General features: G+C 71.2%; 22 protein-coding genes. 15 read left to right on the top strand and 7 right to left on the bottom strand.

All coding sequences use genetic code 11. The features are described from left to right. The first annotated feature begins 9 nt into the window (after window positions 1–9). From BJ964_RS03450 to BJ964_RS03435, 4 genes are all read left to right on the top strand, one after another. On the top strand, window positions 10–1,182 hold the full coding sequence (locus tag BJ964_RS03450; protein ID WP_188126770.1) for a sensor histidine kinase: 1,173 nt from the start codon (window positions 10–12) through the stop codon (window positions 1,180–1,182). A 147-nt stretch (window positions 1,183–1,329) separates the two neighbouring features. After that, window positions 1,330–2,526: a thiolase family protein gene (locus tag BJ964_RS03445; protein ID WP_188119316.1), complete on the top strand. Its 1,197-nt coding sequence runs from the start codon at window positions 1,330–1,332 to the stop codon at window positions 2,524–2,526. Continuing rightward, complete coding sequence (locus BJ964_RS03440; RefSeq protein ID WP_188119315.1) at window positions 2,523–4,583, top strand: 3-hydroxyacyl-CoA dehydrogenase NAD-binding domain-containing protein; 2,061 nt, start codon at window positions 2,523–2,525, stop codon at window positions 4,581–4,583. Before BJ964_RS03445 ends, BJ964_RS03440 begins: the two co-directional genes overlap by 4 nt. Window positions 4,584–4,725: 142 nt before the next feature. After that, complete coding sequence (locus BJ964_RS03435) at window positions 4,726–5,481, top strand: hypothetical protein (protein WP_188119314.1); 756 nt, start codon at window positions 4,726–4,728, stop codon at window positions 5,479–5,481. Window positions 5,482–5,530: 49 nt separating this feature from the next. Here the strand turns inward: BJ964_RS03435 and BJ964_RS03430 are convergent, their stop codons facing one another. Further along, entirely contained in the window at window positions 5,531–6,850 is a 1,320-nt protein-coding gene (locus tag BJ964_RS03430) for an HRDC domain-containing protein (protein WP_188119313.1), read from the bottom strand. 144 nt (window positions 6,851–6,994) lie between these two features. On the opposite strand from BJ964_RS03430, the gene BJ964_RS03425 reads away from it, so the two are divergent. Beyond that, the gene (locus tag BJ964_RS03425) at window positions 6,995–8,038 is read left to right on the top strand and encodes a S1C family serine protease (RefSeq protein WP_188119312.1); all 1,044 of its coding nucleotides are present in this window, start codon (window positions 6,995–6,997) and stop codon (window positions 8,036–8,038) included. A 56-nt stretch (window positions 8,039–8,094) separates the two neighbouring features. Here BJ964_RS03425 and BJ964_RS03420 read toward each other — a convergent pair whose 3' ends face one another. Beyond that, complete coding sequence (locus BJ964_RS03420; protein WP_188119311.1) at window positions 8,095–8,661, bottom strand: DUF3000 domain-containing protein; 567 nt, start codon at window positions 8,659–8,661, stop codon at window positions 8,095–8,097. 81 nt (window positions 8,662–8,742) lie between these two features. On the opposite strand from BJ964_RS03420, the gene hemE reads away from it, so the two are divergent. The 3 genes from hemE (at window position 8,743) to hemQ (ending at window position 12,041) form a co-directional block, all read left to right on the top strand. Beyond that, on the top strand, window positions 8,743–9,777 hold the full coding sequence (hemE, locus tag BJ964_RS03415) for a uroporphyrinogen decarboxylase (RefSeq protein WP_188119310.1): 1,035 nt from the start codon (window positions 8,743–8,745) through the stop codon (window positions 9,775–9,777). Between the two features lie 94 nt (window positions 9,778–9,871). Next, window positions 9,872–11,266, top strand: a complete 1,395-nt coding sequence (hemG, locus tag BJ964_RS03410; protein ID WP_188119309.1) for a protoporphyrinogen oxidase — start codon at window positions 9,872–9,874, stop codon at window positions 11,264–11,266. A 73-nt stretch (window positions 11,267–11,339) separates the two neighbouring features. Next, complete coding sequence (gene hemQ, locus BJ964_RS03405; RefSeq protein ID WP_188119308.1) at window positions 11,340–12,041, top strand: hydrogen peroxide-dependent heme synthase; 702 nt, start codon at window positions 11,340–11,342, stop codon at window positions 12,039–12,041. Here hemQ and BJ964_RS03400 read toward each other — a convergent pair whose 3' ends face one another. Next, window positions 12,042–12,485 (bottom strand): GNAT family N-acetyltransferase, encoded by a 444-nt coding sequence (locus BJ964_RS03400; protein ID WP_188119307.1) that lies wholly within the window; start codon window positions 12,483–12,485, stop codon window positions 12,042–12,044. It lies immediately after the preceding gene. A 55-nt stretch (window positions 12,486–12,540) separates the two neighbouring features. Here BJ964_RS03400 and BJ964_RS03395 point away from each other — a divergent pair, with 55 nt between their 5' ends. Genes BJ964_RS03395 through BJ964_RS03385 form a run of 3 tightly spaced genes read left to right on the top strand, consistent with a single transcriptional unit; the run spans window position 12,541 to window position 14,079 of the window. Next, window positions 12,541–12,795, top strand: a complete 255-nt coding sequence (locus BJ964_RS03395) for an isoamylase early set domain-containing protein (RefSeq protein ID WP_188119306.1) — start codon at window positions 12,541–12,543, stop codon at window positions 12,793–12,795. A 22-nt stretch (window positions 12,796–12,817) separates the two neighbouring features. Continuing rightward, entirely contained in the window at window positions 12,818–13,615 is a 798-nt protein-coding gene (locus BJ964_RS03390) for a thymidylate synthase (protein ID WP_188119305.1), read from the top strand. After that, complete coding sequence (locus tag BJ964_RS03385; RefSeq protein WP_188119304.1) at window positions 13,612–14,079, top strand: dihydrofolate reductase; 468 nt, start codon at window positions 13,612–13,614, stop codon at window positions 14,077–14,079. Before BJ964_RS03390 ends, BJ964_RS03385 begins: the two co-directional genes overlap by 4 nt. Here BJ964_RS03385 and msrB read toward each other — a convergent pair. Beyond that, window positions 14,063–14,461 carry a peptide-methionine (R)-S-oxide reductase MsrB gene (msrB, locus tag BJ964_RS03380; RefSeq protein ID WP_188119303.1) on the bottom strand — a complete coding sequence of 133 codons (399 nt, stop codon included), beginning with the start codon at window positions 14,459–14,461 and terminating at the stop codon, window positions 14,063–14,065. The genes BJ964_RS03385 and msrB overlap by 17 nt on opposite strands. Window positions 14,462–14,545: 84 nt before the next feature. On the opposite strand from msrB, the gene BJ964_RS03375 reads away from it, so the two are divergent. The 3 genes from BJ964_RS03375 to ligD all read left to right on the top strand — a co-directional run bounded on the left by BJ964_RS03375 (window position 14,546) and on the right by ligD (window position 16,704). Beyond that, window positions 14,546–15,013 (top strand): hypothetical protein, encoded by a 468-nt coding sequence (locus BJ964_RS03375; protein WP_229806551.1) that lies wholly within the window; start codon window positions 14,546–14,548, stop codon window positions 15,011–15,013. 99 nt (window positions 15,014–15,112) lie between these two features. Next, on the top strand, window positions 15,113–15,604 hold the full coding sequence (locus BJ964_RS03370; RefSeq protein ID WP_188119301.1) for an LPXTG cell wall anchor domain-containing protein: 492 nt from the start codon (window positions 15,113–15,115) through the stop codon (window positions 15,602–15,604). Between the two features lie 77 nt (window positions 15,605–15,681). Then, complete coding sequence (gene ligD, locus BJ964_RS03365; protein WP_188119300.1) at window positions 15,682–16,704, top strand: non-homologous end-joining DNA ligase; 1,023 nt, start codon at window positions 15,682–15,684, stop codon at window positions 16,702–16,704. Here ligD and BJ964_RS03360 read toward each other — a convergent pair. Next, window positions 16,693–17,142 carry a GNAT family N-acetyltransferase gene (locus tag BJ964_RS03360; protein WP_188119299.1) on the bottom strand — a complete coding sequence of 150 codons (450 nt, stop codon included), beginning with the start codon at window positions 17,140–17,142 and terminating at the stop codon, window positions 16,693–16,695. The two genes, ligD and BJ964_RS03360, sit on opposite strands and share 12 nt — an antisense overlap. A 56-nt stretch (window positions 17,143–17,198) precedes the next feature. Between BJ964_RS03360 and BJ964_RS03355 the strand changes: the two genes are divergently transcribed. Beyond that, window positions 17,199–17,684 (top strand): potassium channel family protein, encoded by a 486-nt coding sequence (locus BJ964_RS03355; protein WP_188119298.1) that lies wholly within the window; start codon window positions 17,199–17,201, stop codon window positions 17,682–17,684. Here the strand turns inward: BJ964_RS03355 and BJ964_RS03350 are convergent. Next, window positions 17,611–19,185 carry an alpha/beta hydrolase gene (locus BJ964_RS03350; RefSeq protein ID WP_188119297.1) on the bottom strand — a complete coding sequence of 525 codons (1,575 nt, stop codon included), beginning with the start codon at window positions 19,183–19,185 and terminating at the stop codon, window positions 17,611–17,613. The two genes, BJ964_RS03355 and BJ964_RS03350, sit on opposite strands and share 74 nt — an antisense overlap. Window positions 19,186–19,220: 35 nt before the next feature. Further along, the gene (locus tag BJ964_RS03345; protein WP_188119296.1) at window positions 19,221–20,288 is read right to left on the bottom strand and encodes an ATP-dependent DNA ligase; all 1,068 of its coding nucleotides are present in this window, start codon (window positions 20,286–20,288) and stop codon (window positions 19,221–19,223) included. Window positions 20,289–20,292: the final 4 nt, after the last annotated feature.

Below are 20,292 nucleotides of genomic sequence, written 5' to 3'. Positions count from 1 at the left end.
CGCGGCCGGATGCGCCCCACCCTGCGGCTGCGCCTCACCCTGCTCAACGGCCTCCTGCTGGTCGGCGCCGGGGTGATCCTGGTGCTGCTGGCCTGGCTGATGGTCAGCGAGTCGCTGCACCCGGTCGAGGAGCTGCGGGCCGGCTCCACGGTGACCCTGCGCGACGGGCGCACCCAGGAGGCGCTCGCCTGGCAGACCGAGATGGTCGCGCAGGCCTCCCGCGAGGTGCTGATCAAGGGCTTCAGCGCGCTGATCGCGGTCGGGCTCATCGGAGTCGCCCTGGCCTACCTGATGGCCGGACGGGCGCTGCGCCCGCTGCACTACGTGACCCAGACCGCGCAGCGGCTCGGCGAGGAGACGCTGGACCAGCGGATCCGCTACTCCGGCGCGGACGACGAGGTGGCCGAGCTGGCCCGGACCTTCGACGCCATGCTGGACAGGCTGACCGCCGCGTTCGAGTCGCAGAAGCGGTTCGTGGCGAACGCGTCGCACGAACTGCGGACCCCGCTCGCGGTGATGCGGACCGAGATCGACGTGACGCTCAGTGACGACGAGGCCGACGTGGCGGAGTACCGGCGGATGGCCAAGGTGGTCCGCAACGCCTCGGAGCGGGCCAACGGGCTGGTCGACGCGCTGCTGGTGCTGGCCCGGTCGGAGGCGCAGTCCGGCCGCCGGCTGGTCCGCAAGGTGCCGGCCGACCTGGCGATCAGCGTCCACAACGCGCTGTCCGCGGTGAAGGCCGAGGCCGAGCGCCTCAAGCTCGATGTCAGCACGGAACTGGCGCCGGCCCCGGTGGTCGGCGACCCGAGCCTGCTGGACCGGCTGGCCGGCAACCTGATCGAGAACGCGATCCGCTACAACCACCTGCTCGGGCAGTTGTGGCTGCGGACCGAGTCGGTGGGCGGCCAGGCCCGGCTGGTGGTCGGCAACACCGGCTACGAGGTGGAACCGGGCGATGTGCCGGGCCTGTTCGAGCCGTTCCAGCGGGGCGGCTGGGAACGTACCGGCTCCCGCGGGTCGGGGCTGGGCCTCTCCATCGTGCGGGCGGTCTGCGACGCGCACGGCGGCACCGTGTCGGCGGTGGCCCTGGAGGGCGGCGGGCTGGAGGTCACGGTCGCGCTGCCGGCCGCCGACACCACTCCCGTGGTGGCGGCCACCGCCAGCGTCCCCCGCGCCAGCTGATTCGGAGTCCTTCAAAGGGGCCCAGCAGCGCCGATGGGAAGTGCCGTCCCCGGGTTGTGACCTTTTCCCGGTAGGCCTGGCAGCTACTAGTTACTGGCGAGTAGCATTGCCGACACATTTGGGTTCACGCCCGCAAGGAGGCTTGCTGTGCCCCGTGAAGTACGCGAGGTCGTCTTCGTCGACGGCGTCCGCACCCCGTTCGGCAAGGCGGGCGGCATGTACGCCGAGACCCGCGCCGACGACCTGGTGATCCGCTGCATGCGAGAGCTGCTGAAGCGCAACCCCAACCTCCCGCCGGAGAAGGTGGAGGAGGTCGCGATCGCGGCCACCACCCAGATCGGCGACCAGGGCCTGACGCTCGGCCGGACCGCCGCGCTGCTCTCCGGCCTGCCGAAGACCACCCCCGGCTACTCCGTCGACCGGATGTGCGCGGGCGCCATGACCGCGGTGACCAATGTCGCCGGCGGGATCGCGATGGGCGCGTACGACATCGCCATCGCCGGCGGCGTCGAGCACATGGGCCGCCACCCGATGGGCGAGGGCGTCGACCCCAACCCGCGGATCCTGGCCGAGAAGCTGGTCGACCCGTCCGCGCTCGTGATGGGCTCGACGGCGGAGAACCTGCACGACCGCCTGCCGCACATCACGAAGGAGCGGGCCGACAAGTACGGCCTCAACTCCCAGATCAAGACCGCCAAGGCGTACGCCGATGGCAAGATCCAGCCGGACCTGGTGCCGGTCGCCATCCGCTCCGCCGAGCTGGGCTGGGGCCTGGCCACCGTCGACGAGGCCCCGCGCCAGACGTCGCTGGAGAAGCTGGGCACCCTGAAGACCCCGTTCCGTCCGCACGGCCGGGTCACCGCCGGTAACGCGGCCGGTCTCAACGACGGTGCGACCGCGGCCATCCTGGCCGACGAGGCGACCGCCCGCGAGCTGGGCCTGCCGATCGCCATGCGGATGGTGTCCTACGCGTTCGTCGGCGTCGAGCCGGAGATCATGGGCTACGGCCCGGTCCCGGCGACCGAGAAGGCCCTGAAGAAGGCCGGCCTGACGATCGACGACATCGGCCTGTTCGAGCTGAACGAGGCGTTCGCCGTGCAGGTGCTCGCCTTCCTCGACCACTACGGCATCGCCGACGACGACCCGCGGGTCAACCCGTGGGGCGGCGCGATCGCGATCGGTCACCCGCTGGCGTCCTCGGCCATCCGCCTGATGACCCAGCTCGCCCGGCAGTTCGCCGAGCGCCCCGACGTCCGCTACGGGATCAACGCGATGTGCATCGGCATCGGCATGGGCGGCACCGTTATCTGGGAGAACCCGTACTGGGAAGGCGCGGCCAAGTGATCGAGAACCCGAACGAGGTAGTCACCAAGGCGATCCTCCGTCTGGTCCCGGTACCGGGGCTGGCGAAGCCCGCGGCCCTGATCACGCTGGACAACGGCTTCGACTACAAGAAGCCGAACAGCTTCGGGCCGGGCGGTCTGCGGTCGCTGGACGAGGCGATCACCGCGGCCACCGAGGCGGACCCGTCGTTCATCGCGCTGACCGGTAAGCCGTTCATCTTCTGCGTCGGCGCCGACATCACCGGCATGCCGCTGATCAACTCGCGCGAGCAGGCCCTCGCGCTGGGCGAGCTGGGCCACCAGGTGTTCGCCCGGCTTCGTTCCTCCGCCATCCCGACGTTCGCGTTCGTGAACGGCGCGGCCATGGGCGGCGGCCTCGAGGTGGCGCTGCACTGCCACTACCGGACCGTCTCCACCGGCGCGGCGGCGCTCGCCCTGCCCGAGGTCGCGATCGGCCTGATCCCCGGCTGGGGCGGCTCGCAGATCCTGCCGAACCTGATCGGCATCATCAACGCGGCCACGGTCATCCTCCAGAACCCGCTGACCCAGAAGACGCTGCGCCCGAAGCAGGCCAAGGAGATGGGTGTCGCGGACGCCCTCTTCGAGGCGGCCGACTTCCTGGAGGACTCGCTGGCCTGGGCGGCCGGCGTGGTCAAGGGCGAGGTCACCGTCGAGCGCCCGGAGATCGAGCGCAAGGACTGGGACGGCGTCCTGGAGTTCGTCAAGGCGATGCTGGACGAGAAGCTGCACGGCGCCGTCCCGTCCGCCAACAAGGCCGTCGAGCTGCTGGCCCTGGCCAAGGACGCGTCCTTCGAGGACGGCACCGCGGCCGAGACCGAGGCCCTCGCCGACCTGATCATGGGCGACGAGGCGCGTGCCAGCCTGTACTCGTTCGACCTGGTCCAGCGCCGGGCCAAGCGCCCGGTCGGGGTGCCGGACAAGTCGCTGGCCCGCAAGGTCACCAAGGTCGGCATCATCGGCGCCGGCCTGATGGCCTCGCAGCTGGCCCTGCTGTTCCTGCGCCGCCTCCAGGTCCCGGTGGTCCTCACCGACCTGGACCAGGAGCGGGTCGACAAGGGCGTCGCCTACGTGACCGGCGAGATCGACAAGCTGGTCGCCAAGAAGCGGATGGACGAGGGCACCGCGGCCAAGCTGCGCCTGCTGATCAGCGGCTCGGTGGACAAGTCCGTCTTCGCCGACGCCGACTTCGTGATCGAGGCGGTCTTCGAGAACCTCGACCTGAAGAAGCAGATCTGGGCCGAGCTCGAGAAGATCGTCAAGCCCGAGGCGATCCTCGCGACCAACACCAGCTCGCTGTCGATCACCGAGATGGCGGCCGACCTTGAGCACCCGGAGCGGGTCGTCGGCTTCCACTTCTTCAACCCGGTCGCCGTCCTGCCGCTGCTGGAGATCATCCGCGGCGAGAAGACCGACGACGCCACGCTGTCCACCGCCTTCGAGGTCGGCAAGCAGCTGAGGAAGTCCTCGGTGCTGGTCAAGGACGCCCCGGCGTTCGTGGTCAACCGCCTGCTCACCCGGGTGACCAGCGAGATCTTCCAGGCCGTCGACGCCGGCACCCCGCTGGACGTGGTGAACGTGGCGATGGACCCGCTGGGCCTGCCGATGCGCCCGATCGCGCTGCTCCAGCTGGTCGGCCCCGCGGTGGCGTACCACGTGGGCGAGACCCTGCACGCCGCCTTCCCGGACCGCTACGTCGACTCGCCGAACCTCAAGCGGATCGTCGACTCGCGTCTCCCGGTGATGGTGGACAAGGAGATCAACCCCGAGGTCGTGGCGCTGCTGCAGGTCGGCGACGCCCCGCTCACCGCCGACGAGGTCCGGCAGAAGGCGCTCGACGGCCTGGCCGAGGAGATCCGCCTCATGCTGGACGAGGGCGTGGTCGCCGAGGCGCAGGACATCGACCTGTGCATGATCCTTGGCGCCGGATACCCGTTCCACCTGGGTGGCGTCACGCCGTACCTGGACCGCAGCGGCACCGCGGAGCGGGTCACCGGCAAGCGTTTCCTGCCGGACGGTGTGGCCAACCGCCGCGCCTGACCGGTTGACCCCTTCGGAGGCCCCCGCACTCTCAGTGCGGGGGCCTTCGGCGTACGGGTGTGACTACTCACGACATGAACGGTCCGTTCGCGCTCCCCGGCGTAGATAAGATCCACCGACCTTCACCAGTCATGGAGCGTTGATGACATACCCTCCGCCGCCCGGCCAGCCGGAGTACCCGCCCACGCAGCAGTACCCGCCCTCCGGGTACAGCGCGCCGCAGCCCGGGTACGGCCCCTATGGTCCGCCGCAACCCGGCTACGGGCCCCCGCAGCCGGGCTACGCCGGTTTCCCGCCGCCGCTTCCGCCGGAGAAGCCCAAGTCCCGGACCGTACCGATCGTCCTGCTCTCGGTGGCGATCGCGCTGGTGCTCTGCGTCGGCGGCGCCGCCACGCTCGTGCTGATCGGCAAGAACGCGGTCGACGACGCCGAGGCCGCGGCCGCCAGGATCGCCATCACGCAGCCGCAGACGCTGGGTGGCCTGCCCCTCGTCGACGACCCGCAGTTCGCGGCCATCACCGAGGAGATGGAGAGCAGCCTGGCCGCCTACCCGGGCGCGTCCAGCTCGTTCGGCGCCATCTACGGCTCGCCCGCCGAGCAGAACATGATCGCCGCCCTGGCCACCAAGGCCACCATCGCCGACCCGGAGAAGGAGCTCACCGAGTCGTTCCGGGTCTTCGGCCAGTCCGCCGAGGTGTCCGGCCTGTCCGACGCCTCCACCGGCGACCTGGGCGGTGTCGCCCGGTGCGGCACCAGCAGCACCTCCGGCGTCGACCTGGCGATCTGCGGCTGGGCCGACGAGGGCAGCGTCGGCATGATCATGTGGTTCTTCAAGACCGCCGCCGACGTGCGTGCGGACTTCCCGGCGCTGCGCGCCGAGATCGAGACCAAGAGCTGAGAGTGAGCGGCCGGCGTGGGGATCCGCGCCGGCCTTCCACACCTACCGTTCAGAGGGCTTCGGGGAGGACCTCGGCCAGGTCGTCGGCGAGCAGGACCACCTGCCAGTTGCGGGCGCCGAAACCGAGCAGCGTGTCGCCCACCGTGCGGGACGTGATCTCGTCCGGCGGGGACCAGGCCAGCCGGCGGACGAAGTCCGGGCTGACCAGGTTCTCCGGTGGGAGGTTGTGTTGTTCGGCGGTACCCACCACGATCTGCCGGCACCGGGCCAGCCGGGCCGCCGCGATCGGGTCGCGCTCGGCCCAGCGGTGCGGCGGGGGCGGCCCGTCCACCGGCTGGTTCACCGGCAGCGCGTCGTCCGGCAGGGCACGCGCCTGATCCAGCGCGTCCAGCCAGATCCGGGCCAGCCGGCGCACCGAGCGGCCGCCGAAGCCGGGGATGCCGAGCAGGGTGCGCTCGTCCTTCGGATCGGCCTCGGCCGCCGCCACGATCGCCGAGTCGGGCAGCACCCGGCCGGGCGCCGAGTCCCGGCGGGCCGCCACGCCGTCGCGGGCGTACCAGAGCGCGCGGACCCGGGACTGGGCGCGGGCGCCGCGCACCCGGTGGATGCCGGAGGTGCGCCGCCACGGATCGGGGCGCACCCGGGGCGGGCGGTCCGCGCCGGCCACCAGGGCGGCGAACTCCTCGGCCGCCCATGCCGTCTTGCCCTGCTGTTCCAGTTCGGCGGCGAGCATGTCGCGCAGGTCGGTGAGCAGTTCCACGTCGAGGGCCGCGTACGTCAGCCAGGACTCCGGCAGCGGCCGGGTCGACCAGTCCGCCGCCGAGTGGTGTTTCTCCAGCGAGTAGCCGAGCAGCTGCTCGGTCAGCGCGGCGAGACCGACCCGCTCGAAGCCGGCCAGCCGGGCCGCCAGTTCGGTGTCGAACAGCCGGCGTGGTCGCATCCCCAGTTCGGCCAGGCAGGGCAGGTCCTGGCTGGCGGCGTGCAGCACCCACTCGGTGTCGGCGAGGGCCGTGTCCAGGGTGCGCAGATCGTCGAGGGGGAGTGGGTCCAGCAGCACGGTGCCGGACCCGGCCCGGCGCAGCTGCACCAGGTAGGCGCGCTGGGTGTAGCGGTATCCGGAGGCGCGTTCGGCGTCCACGGCGACGGGGCCGGTGCCCGCCGCCAGACGGGAGACGATCTCGGCCAGTTCGGCCTCGGTCTCCACCGGGCGGGGCGTGCCATCACGGGGTGCGGTCAGTGGTGTCGCGGGTCGGGGTTCCTCGGGGCCGCCCTCGGGACCGCCGGCGTGCGGGCCGGGCGGCACTGGGTGCGGTCCGTCTCCTGCCGTGTCCGGCGAGTCCCGACGGCGCAGGGGTGCTTCGTCGGTCACTCCGTAACCGTACGGGGGTAGCACCCTTGGCGTGCGCAGCCGGGGTCCGGCGCGTCGATTCTTGATCTCGTGCGAAGTTCATCCGTTCAGCGCTCCGTTCCGTACCACCTGTCGCAGCGCCGAGACCCGGGGAGGCCGCGCCGGATGACCGCACCATTCGAACCCTTCACGCCCGCCAACGGATCAGGCGGGCACCGGCGCGCCCAGGAGTGGTCCTGGGAGGAAGACCGCTCCTGGAACCAGCAGCCCCAGCAGCAGCAACCGGCGTACGACCCGTGGGGTCAGCAACAGCAGCCCCAGCAGCAGCAGTGGGCGCCCGAGCCGCAGTGGGCGCAGCAGCAACAGCAGCAGCAGCAACAACAGCCGCAGCAGCCGCAGTGGAGCCAGCCGGTCTACGAGGCGCCGCAGCAGCCGGTCTACGAGCCGGCGCCGGCCCTCGCCCCGAAACGTGCGCGGGGCCGCACGATCGTCATCGGCCTGGTCGCGGCGCTGCTGCTGGTCACCGGCTGGCAGGCGTTCCGGGTGGAGACCATGATCCGGAGCAGCAACGACCTGGCCACCGCCGTCAACGCCGAGCAGGGCCGCAGCCAGGAGCTGGAGAAGCAGCTCGCCACGGTCTTCGACCCGGAGGGCATCGCGAAGAGCGTGCTGCCCAGCGTGTTCCGGGTCCGGGCCGGCGACTTCACCGGTACGGCGTTCGCGGTCGGCCAGGCGAACGGCCGGACCAACCTGTTCACCAACTTCCACGTGGTGGAGGAGGTGTGGACCGGCGGCGACCGTGCGGTGTCGCTGGAGCGCGGCAACACCCGGATCGACGCGACGATCATCAAGGTGAGCGAGGGGAAGGATCTGGCGCTGCTGCGTACCAACACCGACATCACCCCGCTCGGTGTGGCCGCCGACGAGGTGAAGCCCGGCCAGCAGGTGATGGTCGTCGGCGCGCCGCTCGGCCTCGAGGACTCGGTCACCACCGGCGTGATCAGCGCCTACCGGCCGGACGCCGAGGACGGGCCGACCATCCAGTTCGACGCCCCGATCAACCCGGGCAACTCCGGCGGCCCGGTGGTCAACTCCAGCAAGAAGGTGGTCGGGCTGGCCACCGCGAAGGCGCGGGACGCCGAGGGCATCGGCCTGGCCATCCCGATCGAAACGGCCTGCCGGACTCTGGGCGCCTGCGGCAACGGCTAGTGAAATTGGCCGATCCTGGACGTTGGCCACTGTTTTCGGTGGCCGGTCGTCCAGGATCAGGCGGATTTGACCCGGTCGGTGATTGAGGCCACCCCGGGCGGCGGCAGACCGGCCGTCGAGGCCAGCATCGCGCACCAGCCGTACAGATGGGCGCCGAAGTCGGCGGAGGTGGGTGTCCAGGAGGCACGCACCTCCAGGTCGGCGGTCGGGGCCGGGCCGGCCAGCTCACCGAACCGGGTGGACGCGGTCTGCGTGACCGTGCCGCCGATCGCCGTGTACGCCGCCGCGTACTGCTCCAGCCCGTCGGTCAGCCAGGTCCACGCCACCGCCGACAGCAGCGGGTCGGAGGCCAGGTCCTCCTCCAGCTCTGCGGTGATCAGCGTGACCAGGCGCAGGTCGCCCTGCCAGGCCTCGTGCCCGGCCGGGTCGTGCAGCAGGATCAGCCGGCCGCTCGCCACCTCGTCACCGCCGCGGAGCACGGTGGCGCTGAGGGCGAACGCGTACGGCGCGAGCCGCTGAGGCGCGGCGATCTCCTCGAGCAGGATCTCCGGCCGCGGCGACTCCGCGCGCAGCCCGGCGACGGCGCGGGTGAACGCCTCAGGGGCAGCGGAGGGGGACGCCATGGGCAAAGCCTATGCCGATCTAGCGGCGGTCCGGGGTCGGCACGCCGCCGCGCCTCCCTACTGACGTGGCACCATGGCCCGGTGACGGTTCTCCAGGATTCCCCCTTCGTCCGGGCGTGTCGTGGTCTGCCCGGCCCGCACACGCCGGTGTGGTTCATGCGGCAGGCCGGGCGCTCGCTGCCCGAGTACCGCAAGATCCGGGAGGGCGTCGGCATGCTCGAGTCGTGCCGCCGGCCGGACCTGGTCACCGAGATCACCCTGCAACCGGTCCGCCGGCACAACGTGGACGCGGCGATCTTCTTCAGCGACATCGTGGTCCCGGTCGCGGCGGCCGGCATCGACCTCGACATCGTGGCCGGCACCGGCCCGGTGGTGGCCGAGCCGGTGCGCACCGAGGCCGACCTGGCCCGGCTGCGGCCGATCGTCCCGGCCGACGTGGACTTCGTCACCGAGGCGGTGCGGCTGCTGGTCGCCGAGCTGGGCGACACGCCGCTGATCGGCTTCGCGGGCGCGCCGTTCACGCTGGCCAGCTACCTGATCGAGGGCGGTCCGTCACGGACCTACCTGAAGACCAAGGCCATGATGTACGGCGCACCCGAACTGTGGAACGCCCTGCTGGCCCGGCTCGCCGAGATCACGCTGACGTTCCTGCGCGTCCAGATCGACGCCGGGGTCAGCGCCGTGCAGCTGTTCGACTCATGGGCCGGCGCACTCTCCGAGGCCGACTACCGGCGGTTCGTGATGCCGCACTCGGCCGCCGTGCTGAGCGGCCTGATCGACGCCGGGGTGCCGCGCATCCACTTCGGCGTCGGCACCGGGGTGCTGCTGGAGGCGATGGGCGAGGCCGGCGCCGACGTGGTCGGTGTGGACTGGCGGACCCCGCTGGACCAGGCCACCCGGCGGATCGGCCCGGACCGCGCGGTGCAGGGCAATCTGGACCCGGCGATCCTCTTCGCCGGGTGGGACGTGGTCGAGCGGGAGACCCGCCGGATCCTCGAACAGGGCAGGGCCGCCCCCGGGCACGTCTTCAACCTGGGCCACGGCGTGATGCCGGAGACCGACCCGGACATCCTCACCCGCCTGGTCGCCCTGGTCCACGAGGTCTCCGGGTCTTAGGCCCCTGGGCGCCGGGGCCGGATCGCGGCAGTCTCACGTCACAGACGCGGACCCCACTGGCCGGGGCCCGGCGGAACCTGGGAGTGTGTGAAGCGTGCGGAAGCGGATCGCGGTCATCGGCGGCGGCATCGCCGGCCTGGCGGCCGCCGTGCGCCTGCGGGATGTCCACCCGGGCGCCGAGGTGGTGGTGTTCGAGAGCGGCCCCGCCGTGGGCGGCAAGCTCAGCACCGGTGAGCTGGGCGGGCGCACGGTCGAGCGCGGCGCCGAGTCGTTCCTGAACAGTGCGCCCGACGGCGCCGAGTCCGCGGCGGTGGCCCTGGCCCGGCGGGTCGGCCTCGGTGACGCCCTGGTGCACCCGGCGGCCCGTCCGGCCGCCCTGGCCTTCGGGGGCCGTCTCGCTCCCGTCCCCGGCGGCACGCTGGTCGGCGTCCCCGGTGACCTGTCCACGCTGGACGGCGTGGCGCTGCCGGTGAGCGGCGCCGACCGGGACACCGGCCGCCCCCTGCTGGCGCCCGGCGCCGACGTGGCGGTCGGCGCCCTGGTCCGCGAGCGGTTCGGCGACGAGGTCGTGGACCGGCTGGTGGACCCGATGCTCGGCGGGGTCTACGCGGGCCGCGCCGACCGGCTGTCCCTGCGGGTCACCATGCCGCAGCTGGCGCACACCGCGGAGACCGAGCACACCCTGACCGCCGCGGTCCGGGCCGCCCAGGCGCGCGGTCGCCGGGTCCCCGGGCGGCCGGTCTTCGCCGCGGTCGACGGCGGGATGAGCCGGCTGGCCGGTGCCGCCGCCACGGCGAGCGGGGCGCGGATCAGCCTCGGTGCGCCGGTGCGCGAGCTCACCCGTACCGGGAAGGGCCTTTGGAAGGTGGTGTCCGGGCCGGTGCCCGCGCCGCGGACCGAAGAGTTCGACGCGGTGATCCTGGCGTTGCCGGCGAAGCCGGCGTCCCGGCTGCTGAGCGAGGTCGCGCCGGAGCCGGCCGCCGCGGTCGCCGCCCTGGACTACGCGAGCGTCGCCCTCGCGGCGATGGCCCTGCCGGCCGGGACCGAACTGCCGGACCTCTCCGGGTTCCTGGTGCCGCCGGGCGAGGGCACGCTGGTCAAGGCGGCCACCTTCTTCACCACCAAATGGCCGCACCTGGCCCGTGGGGACGGCCCCGTGATCGTCCGGGTGTCGCTCGGCCGGTCCGGCGAGGAGGAGCGGCTCCAGCGGGCCGACACCGCGCTGCTGGAGACGGCCCGCCGGGAGCTGGGCGACCTGCTCGGGGTGGGGCTGCCGGTCCCCGCGGCGGCGTGGGTGCAACGCTGGGGCGGCGGCCTGCCGCAGTACGCGCCGGGTCACGCCGGCCGGATAGCCGCGGCACGGGCCGGGCTGCCGGAGGGGCTGGCGCTGGCCGGAGCGGCGTTCGACGGTGTCGGCATCCCGGTGTGCGTGGCCAGCGGCGAGCGCGCCGCGGACGATGTGAGTACGTTCCTGAAGGAGATCACATGAGCGAGCTTGCGAGCGAATCATTCAGCTCAGTTCTGAAGTCATGGCGACGCCGGAGCGCAGCGGAGGTGGCGGCATGACCGAACAGACGAATGCGGCGCGGATCAACGAGCTGAACGCGACCATCCGCTACACCATGTGGTCGGTGTTCCGGGTGACCGCGCCGCTGCCCGCACTGCGTGACGAGCTGGCCGGTGAGGTCGACGCGCTCTTCGAGCAGCTGGCCGGCAAGGACGTGACGATCCGCGGCACCTACGACGTGGCCGGTCTGCGCGCCGACGCCGACATCATGGTGTGGTGGCACTCCGGCTCGTCGGACGCGCTCCAGGACGCCTACGGGCTGTTCCGCCGGACCGCGCTGGGCCGCCACCTGGAGCCGGTCTGGTCGCAGATGGCGCTGCACCGCCCGGCCGAGTTCAACCGCAGCCACCTGCCGGCCTTCCTGGCCGACGAGGAGCCCCGGCAGTACGTCTGCGTCTACCCGTTCGTCCGCTCCTACGAGTGGTACCTGCTGCCCGAATCGGAGCGGCGCGAGATGCTGGCCGAGCACGGCCGTCAGGCGCGCGGCTACCCGGACGTCCGCGCCAACACGGTCGCGTCGTTCGCGCTCGGCGACTACGAGTGGATGCTGGCGTTCGAGGCCGACGAGCTGCACCGCATCCTGGACCTGATGCGTGAGCTGCGGGCGTCCCGGGCGCGGCGGCACGTCCGCGAGGAGGTGCCGTTCTACACCGGCCGGCGCCGCTCGGTCATCGAGATCGTGGCGAACCTGCCCTAGCTAGTCCCGCTTCATCGGGATGTGCGGGATGCCGTCCTCGAGGTATTCGGGGCCGGACCGCTCGAAGCCGAACCGGGTGTAGTAGGCGGCGAGGTGGGCCTGGGCGTGCAGGATCGACGGGCGGTTGCCGATCACGGCGATCGCCTCGGAGATCAGCCGCCCGGCCAGCCCGTTGCCACGGGCCTCCGGGGCGGTCACCACCCGGCCGATCCGCTCCACCCCGTGGTCGCTCAGGATCCGCAGGTAGGCCCGCACGTGCTTGCCCTGTGCGAACCACAGGTGCCGGGTGCCGGGGTCGATGTCCCGCCCGTCCGGGTCGAGGTAGGCGCACTCCTGTTCGACGACGAAGACCTCGCTGCGCAGCTTGAGGATCTCGTAGAGGGTGGTGGTGTCGAGGTCGCGGAACGACGCCACCCGCAGCTCGTCGTGTGGTTCGGGATGCATCGGCACAACATACGTGGGCTTGTCGACGTTGTACCGGTGAAGCCTGGAGGACGTCATGATCAAGCGCAGCAAACTGTTCGGCAACAAGACCCGGGTGACCTTCTGCCTCCCGGGTGACGAGCCGCCCGGCACGGTGAGCGTGGTCGGTGACTTCAACGACTGGCGGCCGGGGGCGCATGAACTCCTGGCGCGGCGCAACGGCACCCGGACGGTGAGCGTGCCGCTCGACCCGGGTCACTACAAGTTCCGCTATCTGGCCACCGACGGGGTGTGGCTGGACGACCCGGACGGCTGCGAACTCCATCTCTGACGTGCGGTGATATTTTCACCGTATGGCCGCCGACACCCAATTTGAAGATCTTTTGCGACGGGTTCTCGAGACGGGCACGCCCAAGAGCGACCGCACCGGCACCGGGACGCGGAGTCTCTTCGGTGCGACCCTGCGGTACGACCTGGCACAGGGCTTTCCGCTGATCACCACGAAGCGGGTGCATTTCAAGTCGATCGCGGTCGAGTTGCTCTGGTTCCTGCGCGGGGACACCAACGTGAAGTGGCTGCACGAGCAGGGCGTCACGATCTGGGACGAGTGGGCCGGCGCCGATGGCGAGCTGGGGCCGGTCTACGGCAAGCAGTGGCGTTCCTGGCCGGGGCGGAACGGGGACATCGACCAGCTCTCCGAGGTGGTCGAGACCATCCGGAAGAATCCGGACTCCCGGCGGATGATCGTCTCCGCCTGGAACGTGTCCGACATCCCGGACATGGCGTTGGCGCCCTGCCATGCGCTGTTCCAGTTCTACGTGGCCGACGGCAGGCTCTCCTGCCAGCTCTACCAGCGCAGCGCCGACCTCTTCCTGGGCGTCCCGTTCAACATCGCCAGCTACGCCCTGCTGACCCGGATGATCGCGGCCCACGTCGGCCTGGAGCCCGGCGACTTCATCTGGGTCGGCGGCGACGTGCACATCTACGACAACCACATCGAGCAGGTGCGGGAGCAGCTCACCCGGGAGCCGTACCCGTTCCCGGAACTCGAGATCGCGCCCCGCCCCGGCCTGTTCGAGCACGAGTACGCCGACTTCACCGTGGCCGGCTACCGGCACCACCCGCTGATCCCGGCCCCCGTCGCGGTATGACGATCCACATGATCTGGGCCGAGGCCCGGGACCGGGTGATCGGCGCCGGCAACACCATCCCGTGGCGGGTCCCGGGGGAGCAGACCGTCTTCAAGGAGCGCACCATGGGCGCGCCGGTGGTGATGGGCCGCCGCACCTGGGAGTCGCTGCCGAAGCGGCCGCTGCCGGGCCGGGAGAACATCGTCCTCACCCGCGACCCGCACTGGGCGGCCCCGGGCGCCACGGTCATCCATTCCTTCGACGACGTGAAACATGAGGAATTCTGGGTGATGGGCGGCTCGCAGATCTATGCCGCTTTCCTCCCGCGGGCCGGGCACATCGTACGGACGAGGCTCGACCTCACGGTGCCCGGCGACGCGTTCGCGCCTGAACTCGGCGACGACTGGCGGGTCACCAGTGCCGACCGTGTCCAGGCGCCGAACGGCGTGACCTATGTGGTGGAGGACCTCAGCCGGCGGCCGTGAGCCGGATCGACAGGCTGTTCACACAGTGCCGCGTGTTCTTCGGGGTGAAGCCCTCGCCCCGGAACACGTGACCCAGGTGCGAGTCGCAGCGGGCACACCGGATCTCGGTGCGCACCATCCCGTGGCTGTGGTCGTCGATCTCTTTGACCGCGCCCGGGATGGCGTCGTCGAAGGACGGCCAGCCGCAGTGACTGTCGAACTTGGTGTCGCTCGGGTAGAGCTGGGCGCCGCAGGCCCGGCAGTCGTAGACACCGGCGGTCTTGGTGCTCACATACTCGCCGCTCCACGGCGCTTCGGTGCCGGCCTCGCGGAGCACGCGGAACTCGGCCGGAGAGAGGCGGATCCGCCACTCCTCCTCGGTCGTGGGTAGATCGGTTGTCATGCCATCCACCGTACGTCGCACCCGGCGTGCGCCGGAGGCGGTGACCCCGCCGGTTGAGAGGTCATGGAAGGTGGATCCCCGGCGATGTTCCGGCCGACCTGGCAGCAGGTTCTCGGCCACGGTCTCTATCTCGGCGCGATGAGCGCGGTGGCGAGTGTCACGACGGGGGTGATCGCGGCACTGGCCTGGCCCGGCCGGGGTGGCCCGCCGGGCTGGGTGTGGCTCGCGCTGATCGGCGGGCCGCTGCTGCTGGGCGCGGTGGCCGGCATGGTGGCCGGGCGGCGTACCGGGGTCGAGGTGGGCGCCGGCGGAATCCGTACGTCGTCGGTTTTCGAGGAGGGCGAGGCGCCCTGGCACCGGGTGGTGGACCTGCGGGCCGAGCGGCGCGGCCGCCGCAACGTGGTCTCGGTCTATCTGGACACCGGGGCCAGTGTGCAACTGCACGCTCCGTACAGCGGGGGACTGTTTGCCGCGGATCCGCAGTTCGAGCTCAAGGTATTCACTTTGTCGCACTTGTGGCGCAGTCACCGTTTCGGTGGTCTTCCTAGCTGAAGACCCGCCTCGGGGTGTTTCCGGGTAAAACGGGCAATTACCGTTAAGCTCCCGTGCGACCATGGAACCGTACCTTCAGCAACAGAACGGATACTCCTCATGAGCTTTTCGCGTCGGCTGACCGCTGGACTTCCCACGGTCGGCGCCACTGTCCTCGCCGCTCTCGCCCTCGGCGCCACGCCCGCCACGGCGTCCGCTGATCTCGCCGGCAACGCCGGTCACGTCATGGCGGCGCCGAGCCCGGAGCCAGGCGACGGCTACGGCGGTAGCGAGGTCGCGCCGCCCGCCGTCAACGCGGTGACCGCCACCCCGCCGACCCGCGGCAAGCCGGGCTACGGCGGCGTGAGCGAGACGCCGAGCCCCAGCCCGAGCCTGCCGACCGGCAATGTCAACACGGTGCCGCCGGCCGGGGTCAGCTCGGAGACCGCCACGCCGAAGCCGACCCAGACCACCGCGGGCGCGGGTGTCAGCTCCGGCAACACGCTCCCGCTGACCGGCTCCCCGTCCGGGGGCGTGCTGGCTCTCGGTGGCCTGATGGTGGCGGGTGGCGCCGCGGCCGTCTGGTACACGCGTCGCCGACGGAATGTCTGAAATATCAGCATAAAACGGTAGGGGCCGTCCGGTTTGCCGGGCGGCCTCCCCACGTATCGGCCCCTAAGCTGAGGGGCATGCCGAAAGCCGCCGCGGAAGAGCACGAGGTCGCCGGCCACACCGTGCGCCTGAGCAGCCCGGACAAGATGGTCTTCCCGGAGCGCGGATTCACCAAGCGCGACGTCTTCGACTATTACCTCGCCGTCGGCGACGGCATCCTGCGGGCCCTGCGCGACCGTCCCACCACGTTGCAGCGCTTCCCGGACGGCATCGAGGGCGAGATGTTCTTCCAGAAGCGGATCCCCGCCCGCGGCGTCCCCGACTGGATCAAAACCGCCACGATCAAGTTCCCGAGCATGCGTACGGCCGACGAGCTCAGCCCCGCCGACCTGGCCCACGTCGCCTGGGCCGCGCAGATGGGCACCGTGGTCTTCCACCCCTGGCCGGTTCGCGCCGCCGCCCCCGACGAGCCCGACGAGCTGCGCATCGACCTCGACCCGCAGCCCGGCACCGGCTTCGCCGACGTGGTCACCACCGCCGGCGTGGTCCGCGAGGTCCTCGCCGACCTGGGCTGGACCGGGTTCCCGAAAACCTCCGGCGGCCGCGGCGTGCACGTCTACGCGCGCATCGAGCCGCGCTGGTCCTTCATCGACGTGCGCCGCGCGGCCATCGCCCTGGCCCGTGAGGTGGAGCGCCGCAACCCGGCCGGCATCACCACCTCCTGGTGGAAGGAGGAGCGCGGCGAGCGGGTGTTCCTCGACTACAACCAGATGGCCCGGGACCGCACCATCGCCTGCGCCTACTCGCTGCGCGCCAACGCCCGGGCCACCGTCTCCACCCCGGTCACCTGGGCCGAGCTGGCCGACGTCCAGCCCGACGACTTCGACCTGCGGACCGTGCCGGCCCGGTTCGCGAAGAGCGGCGACCCGCACGCCGGCATCGACGACGTGGCCCACGACCTCACCCCGCTGCTGGAGTGGGTGGAGCGCGACGAACGCGACGGCCTCGGCGACCTGCCCTACCCGCCGGACCATCCCAAGATGCCCGGCGAGCCGAAGCGGGTGCAGCCGTCCAAGGACCGCGACCGTTCACAGAAGTAGCTTCATGCCCTCGTGCGAGGCCTCGAAGCCGAGCGCCTCGTAGAACCGGTGCGCGTCGGTGCGGCGCTTGTCCGTGGTCAGCTGCACGATCCGGCAGCCGCGCGCCCGCGCCCGCTCGATCGCCCAGCGCATCAGCTCGCCGCCGAGGCCCTCCCCGCGCCGGGCCGCGCCGATCCGGACCGCCTCGATCAGCATCCGCTCGGCGCCGCCCCGGCTCAGCCCGGGGATGAAGGTGAGCTGGCAGGTGCCGACCACCTCGTCGCCGTCGACGGCCACGATCAGGTAGTTGCGGTCGTCGGAGTCGATGGCCTCGAAGGCCGCCCAGATCCCCGGCTCGACGTCGGCCGACCCGAAACCACGGGTACGGCTGATGTCGTCGTCGGCGAGCAGGCCGAGCACGGCGGGGACGTCGGCACGGGTGGCGATCCGGATCTGCATGATCGAAAGCTTGTCACGGGCTGTCGCGGACCGTTCACCTCGGGCACCATGACCACATGCACGCGTTGCTCACGCTGCCGAAACTCGTCTACCGCGGGATGGTCTGGCTGGCCAACTCGCCGAAGACGCTGCTGCTGTCGTACTCGATGCTGATCATCATCTGCGGCACCCTGTACAACCACTTCGAGAAGAACACCACGTTCGGCGACTCGATCTGGTGGGCCGTCGTCACCGCGTCCACGGTCGGCTACGGCGACATCTCACCCGGGACCTGGCAGGCCCGGGTGATGGCCGGAATCCTCATCTCGGTCATGGTGCTGCTGGTGATCCCGCTGATCACCGCGCACTTCGCCAGCAAACTGATCGTCGACAACGACGCCTTCCGCCACGAGGAGCAGGAGGAGCTCAAGGACAACCTCCGACGGGTACGCGTACTGCTCGAAGAGATGGCGGCCCGTCAGGGAGTGGTCACTTCGGAGGGCAGCGCAGACCCTCCGGCGGCATCTTCAGATCCAGCAGGTAGCCGTCCACCGCGTCCTTGATGCACTGGGTGGAGGGGTAGGCGGTGTGCCCCTCGCCCTCCCACGTGAGCACCTGCCCGACACCCAGCATCTTCGCCAGGTCGGCGGTGTTCTCGTACGGCGTGGCCGGGTCCCCGGTCGTGCCCACCACCAGGATCGGCGGCGCACCCTCCGCCTTCCCGGCCGGGTACGGATCCCGGTGCCCACCCCAGTACGCGCACGGCAGCATCCCGACCGCCATCGGCGCTCCGAACAGTGGGTACCTGGTCCGCCACTCGCCCTGGAGCTTGCGGATCTCCGCGGCGCCCGGCGCCTTCTCGTTGTCCACGCAGTTCACCGTCAGGTTGGCGTCGAACAGGTTGGAGTAGGTGCCGTCGGGTTCGCGTTCCGCGTACTGGTCGGCCAGCTCGAAGATGCCGGTCGCGTCACCGGCCTGGAGGTCGTCGATGGCGTTGGCCAGGTCGGCCCAGCCGGACTCGGTGTAGAGCGACGAGATCAGCCCGAGGAACACCCAGCCGGTCGTGGCGAACCGCCCGTCCGGACCGCGCACCGGCGACGTCTCGGCCTTGGCGAGCGCGTCGGTCACGGCGCCCCGGGCGTCCGGCGCGATCGGGCAGCGGCTGGGCTCGGTCGTGCACCACTTCGTGAAGTTGGTGAACGCCCGCTCGAAGCCCTTGGCCTGCTGCTCCGAACCCTGCGTGAAGGTCTCCGTCGGGTCGACCGCGCCGTCCAGCACCAGGGCGCGCACGTTCTTCGGGAACAGCTGCGCGTAGGTGGCGCCGAGCAGGGTGCCGTACGAATACCCCAGGTAGGTGAGCTTCTCGTCGCCGACCGCGGCGCGCAGCGCGTCCACGTCACGGGCGGCCTGCTCGGTGGCGAAGTCGGTCAGGTCGTCGCCGTACTTCTCGGTGCAGCCGTCGGCGATCCTCTTGGTCAGCGCCGCCACCGCGTCGAACTCGGCCTGGCTCACCGGGTCCGGGTCGGCGGCGAAGGAGGCGTCCTGGTCCTTCGCGGTGATGCACTTGACCGGGCTGGACCGGTTGACCCCGCGCGGGTCGAAGCCGACGATGTCGAACCGGTCGGTGATCTCGGTGGGCAGGCCGCCCAGCTTCTCCCCGAACGTCAGATAGATCGCCAGGTCGACACCCGAGCCACCCGGGCCGCCCGGATTGAGCAGCAGCGAGCCGATCCGCTCCGACGACTTCTGCCTGCTGGAGCGGATCCGGATCATCGAGATGTCGTACTTCTTGCCGGCGTCCGGCTTCGCCCAGTCCTCCGGCACCTGGACCGTCGCGCACTGATAGGTCATCCCGGGCGCGGTCCGGCCGACCAGGTCCTGCGGCACGTCGGGGCAGGACCGCCACCGCGCGGAGCCGGGCTCCGCCGAGCCGGGCGCGGACGTGCCGGACTCCGCCCGGGCCGGCTGGTCCGAACCCTCCGGAGCGAACGACGGCAGGGTGCAGCCGGTGACCGTGACCAGAACGGCGAGGACTGCGACGGCCAGGCGCGAGCGACGATCCACGTACCGACCCTATCCCGTCCGTGCCGGTACGCCCCTCAACGGCTCGTGAGCACCTCGGCCAGGTCGAACCGCACCGGGCGCTCCAACTGCTCGTACGTGCAGGTCAGCGGGTCGCGATCGGGACGCCACCGCTCGAACTGGGCGGTGTGCCGGAACCGGATGCCCTCCATGTAGTCGTAGCGGACCTCGACGACCCGCTCCGGCCGCAGCGGCGTGAACGACAGGTCCTTGCCCGCGTTCCACCTGCTCACCTCGTTCTTGCGCGGGGTGCGCTCGCCCTGCTCGTGCGCCGCCCAGTTCCACGGGTGTCCCTCGAACGTGGTGACCAGCGGCTGCAACTCCTCGAACAGCTCCTCGCGCACCTTCATCGGGAACGATCCGATCACCCCGACGCTCACCAGGACACCACGCTCGTCGTGCAGGCCCAGCAGCAGCGACCCGATCCGGTTGTCGGCCGACTTGTGCACCCGGTAGCCGGCCACCACGCAGTCCGCGGTCCGCTTGTGTTTGATCTTCGACATCACCCGCTTGTCCGGCTGGTACGTCAGATCCCGCCCCTTGGCGATCAACCCGTCCAGCCCGGCGCCCTCGAACTCGGCGAACCACCGGCGGGCGGTCTCCAGATCATCGGTCGCGGGAGTCACGTACACCGGAGGTCGAGCGTTCTTCAAGGTTTCCGCCAGCCTGGCCCGGCGCTCCTGGAACGGCAGCCCGGTCAGATCCTCGTCGCCGAGCGCGAGCAGGTCGAAGGCCACGAAACTGGCCGGAGTCTGCTCGGACAGCAGCCGGACCCGGCTGGCCGCCGGGTGGATGCGCTGCTGGAGTGCCTCGAAATCGAGAGTGTTCCGCCCGGTGTCGGCGACGATCACCTCGCCGTCGATCACCGCCCGCTCCGGGAAGTTCGCCAGCACGGCGGCGACCACCTCGGGGAAGTAGCGGGTCATCGGCTTCTCGTTGCGGCTGCCGATCTCCACCTCGTCGCCGTCCCGGAAGACGATCGACCGGAATCCGTCCCATTTGGGCTCGTAGAGCTGGCCGGGCGGGATCTCCGCGACGGGTTTCGCGAGCATCGGCTTGACCGGCGGGTTCAGCGGGAGCTGCATCCGA

The organism is Actinoplanes lobatus, assembly GCF_014205215.1.
GTDB lineage: Bacteria > Actinomycetota > Actinomycetes > Mycobacteriales > Micromonosporaceae > Actinoplanes > Actinoplanes lobatus.
The sequence above is the reverse complement of the archived record's forward strand: the minus strand, read 5'-3'. Positions and strand labels throughout refer to the sequence as shown.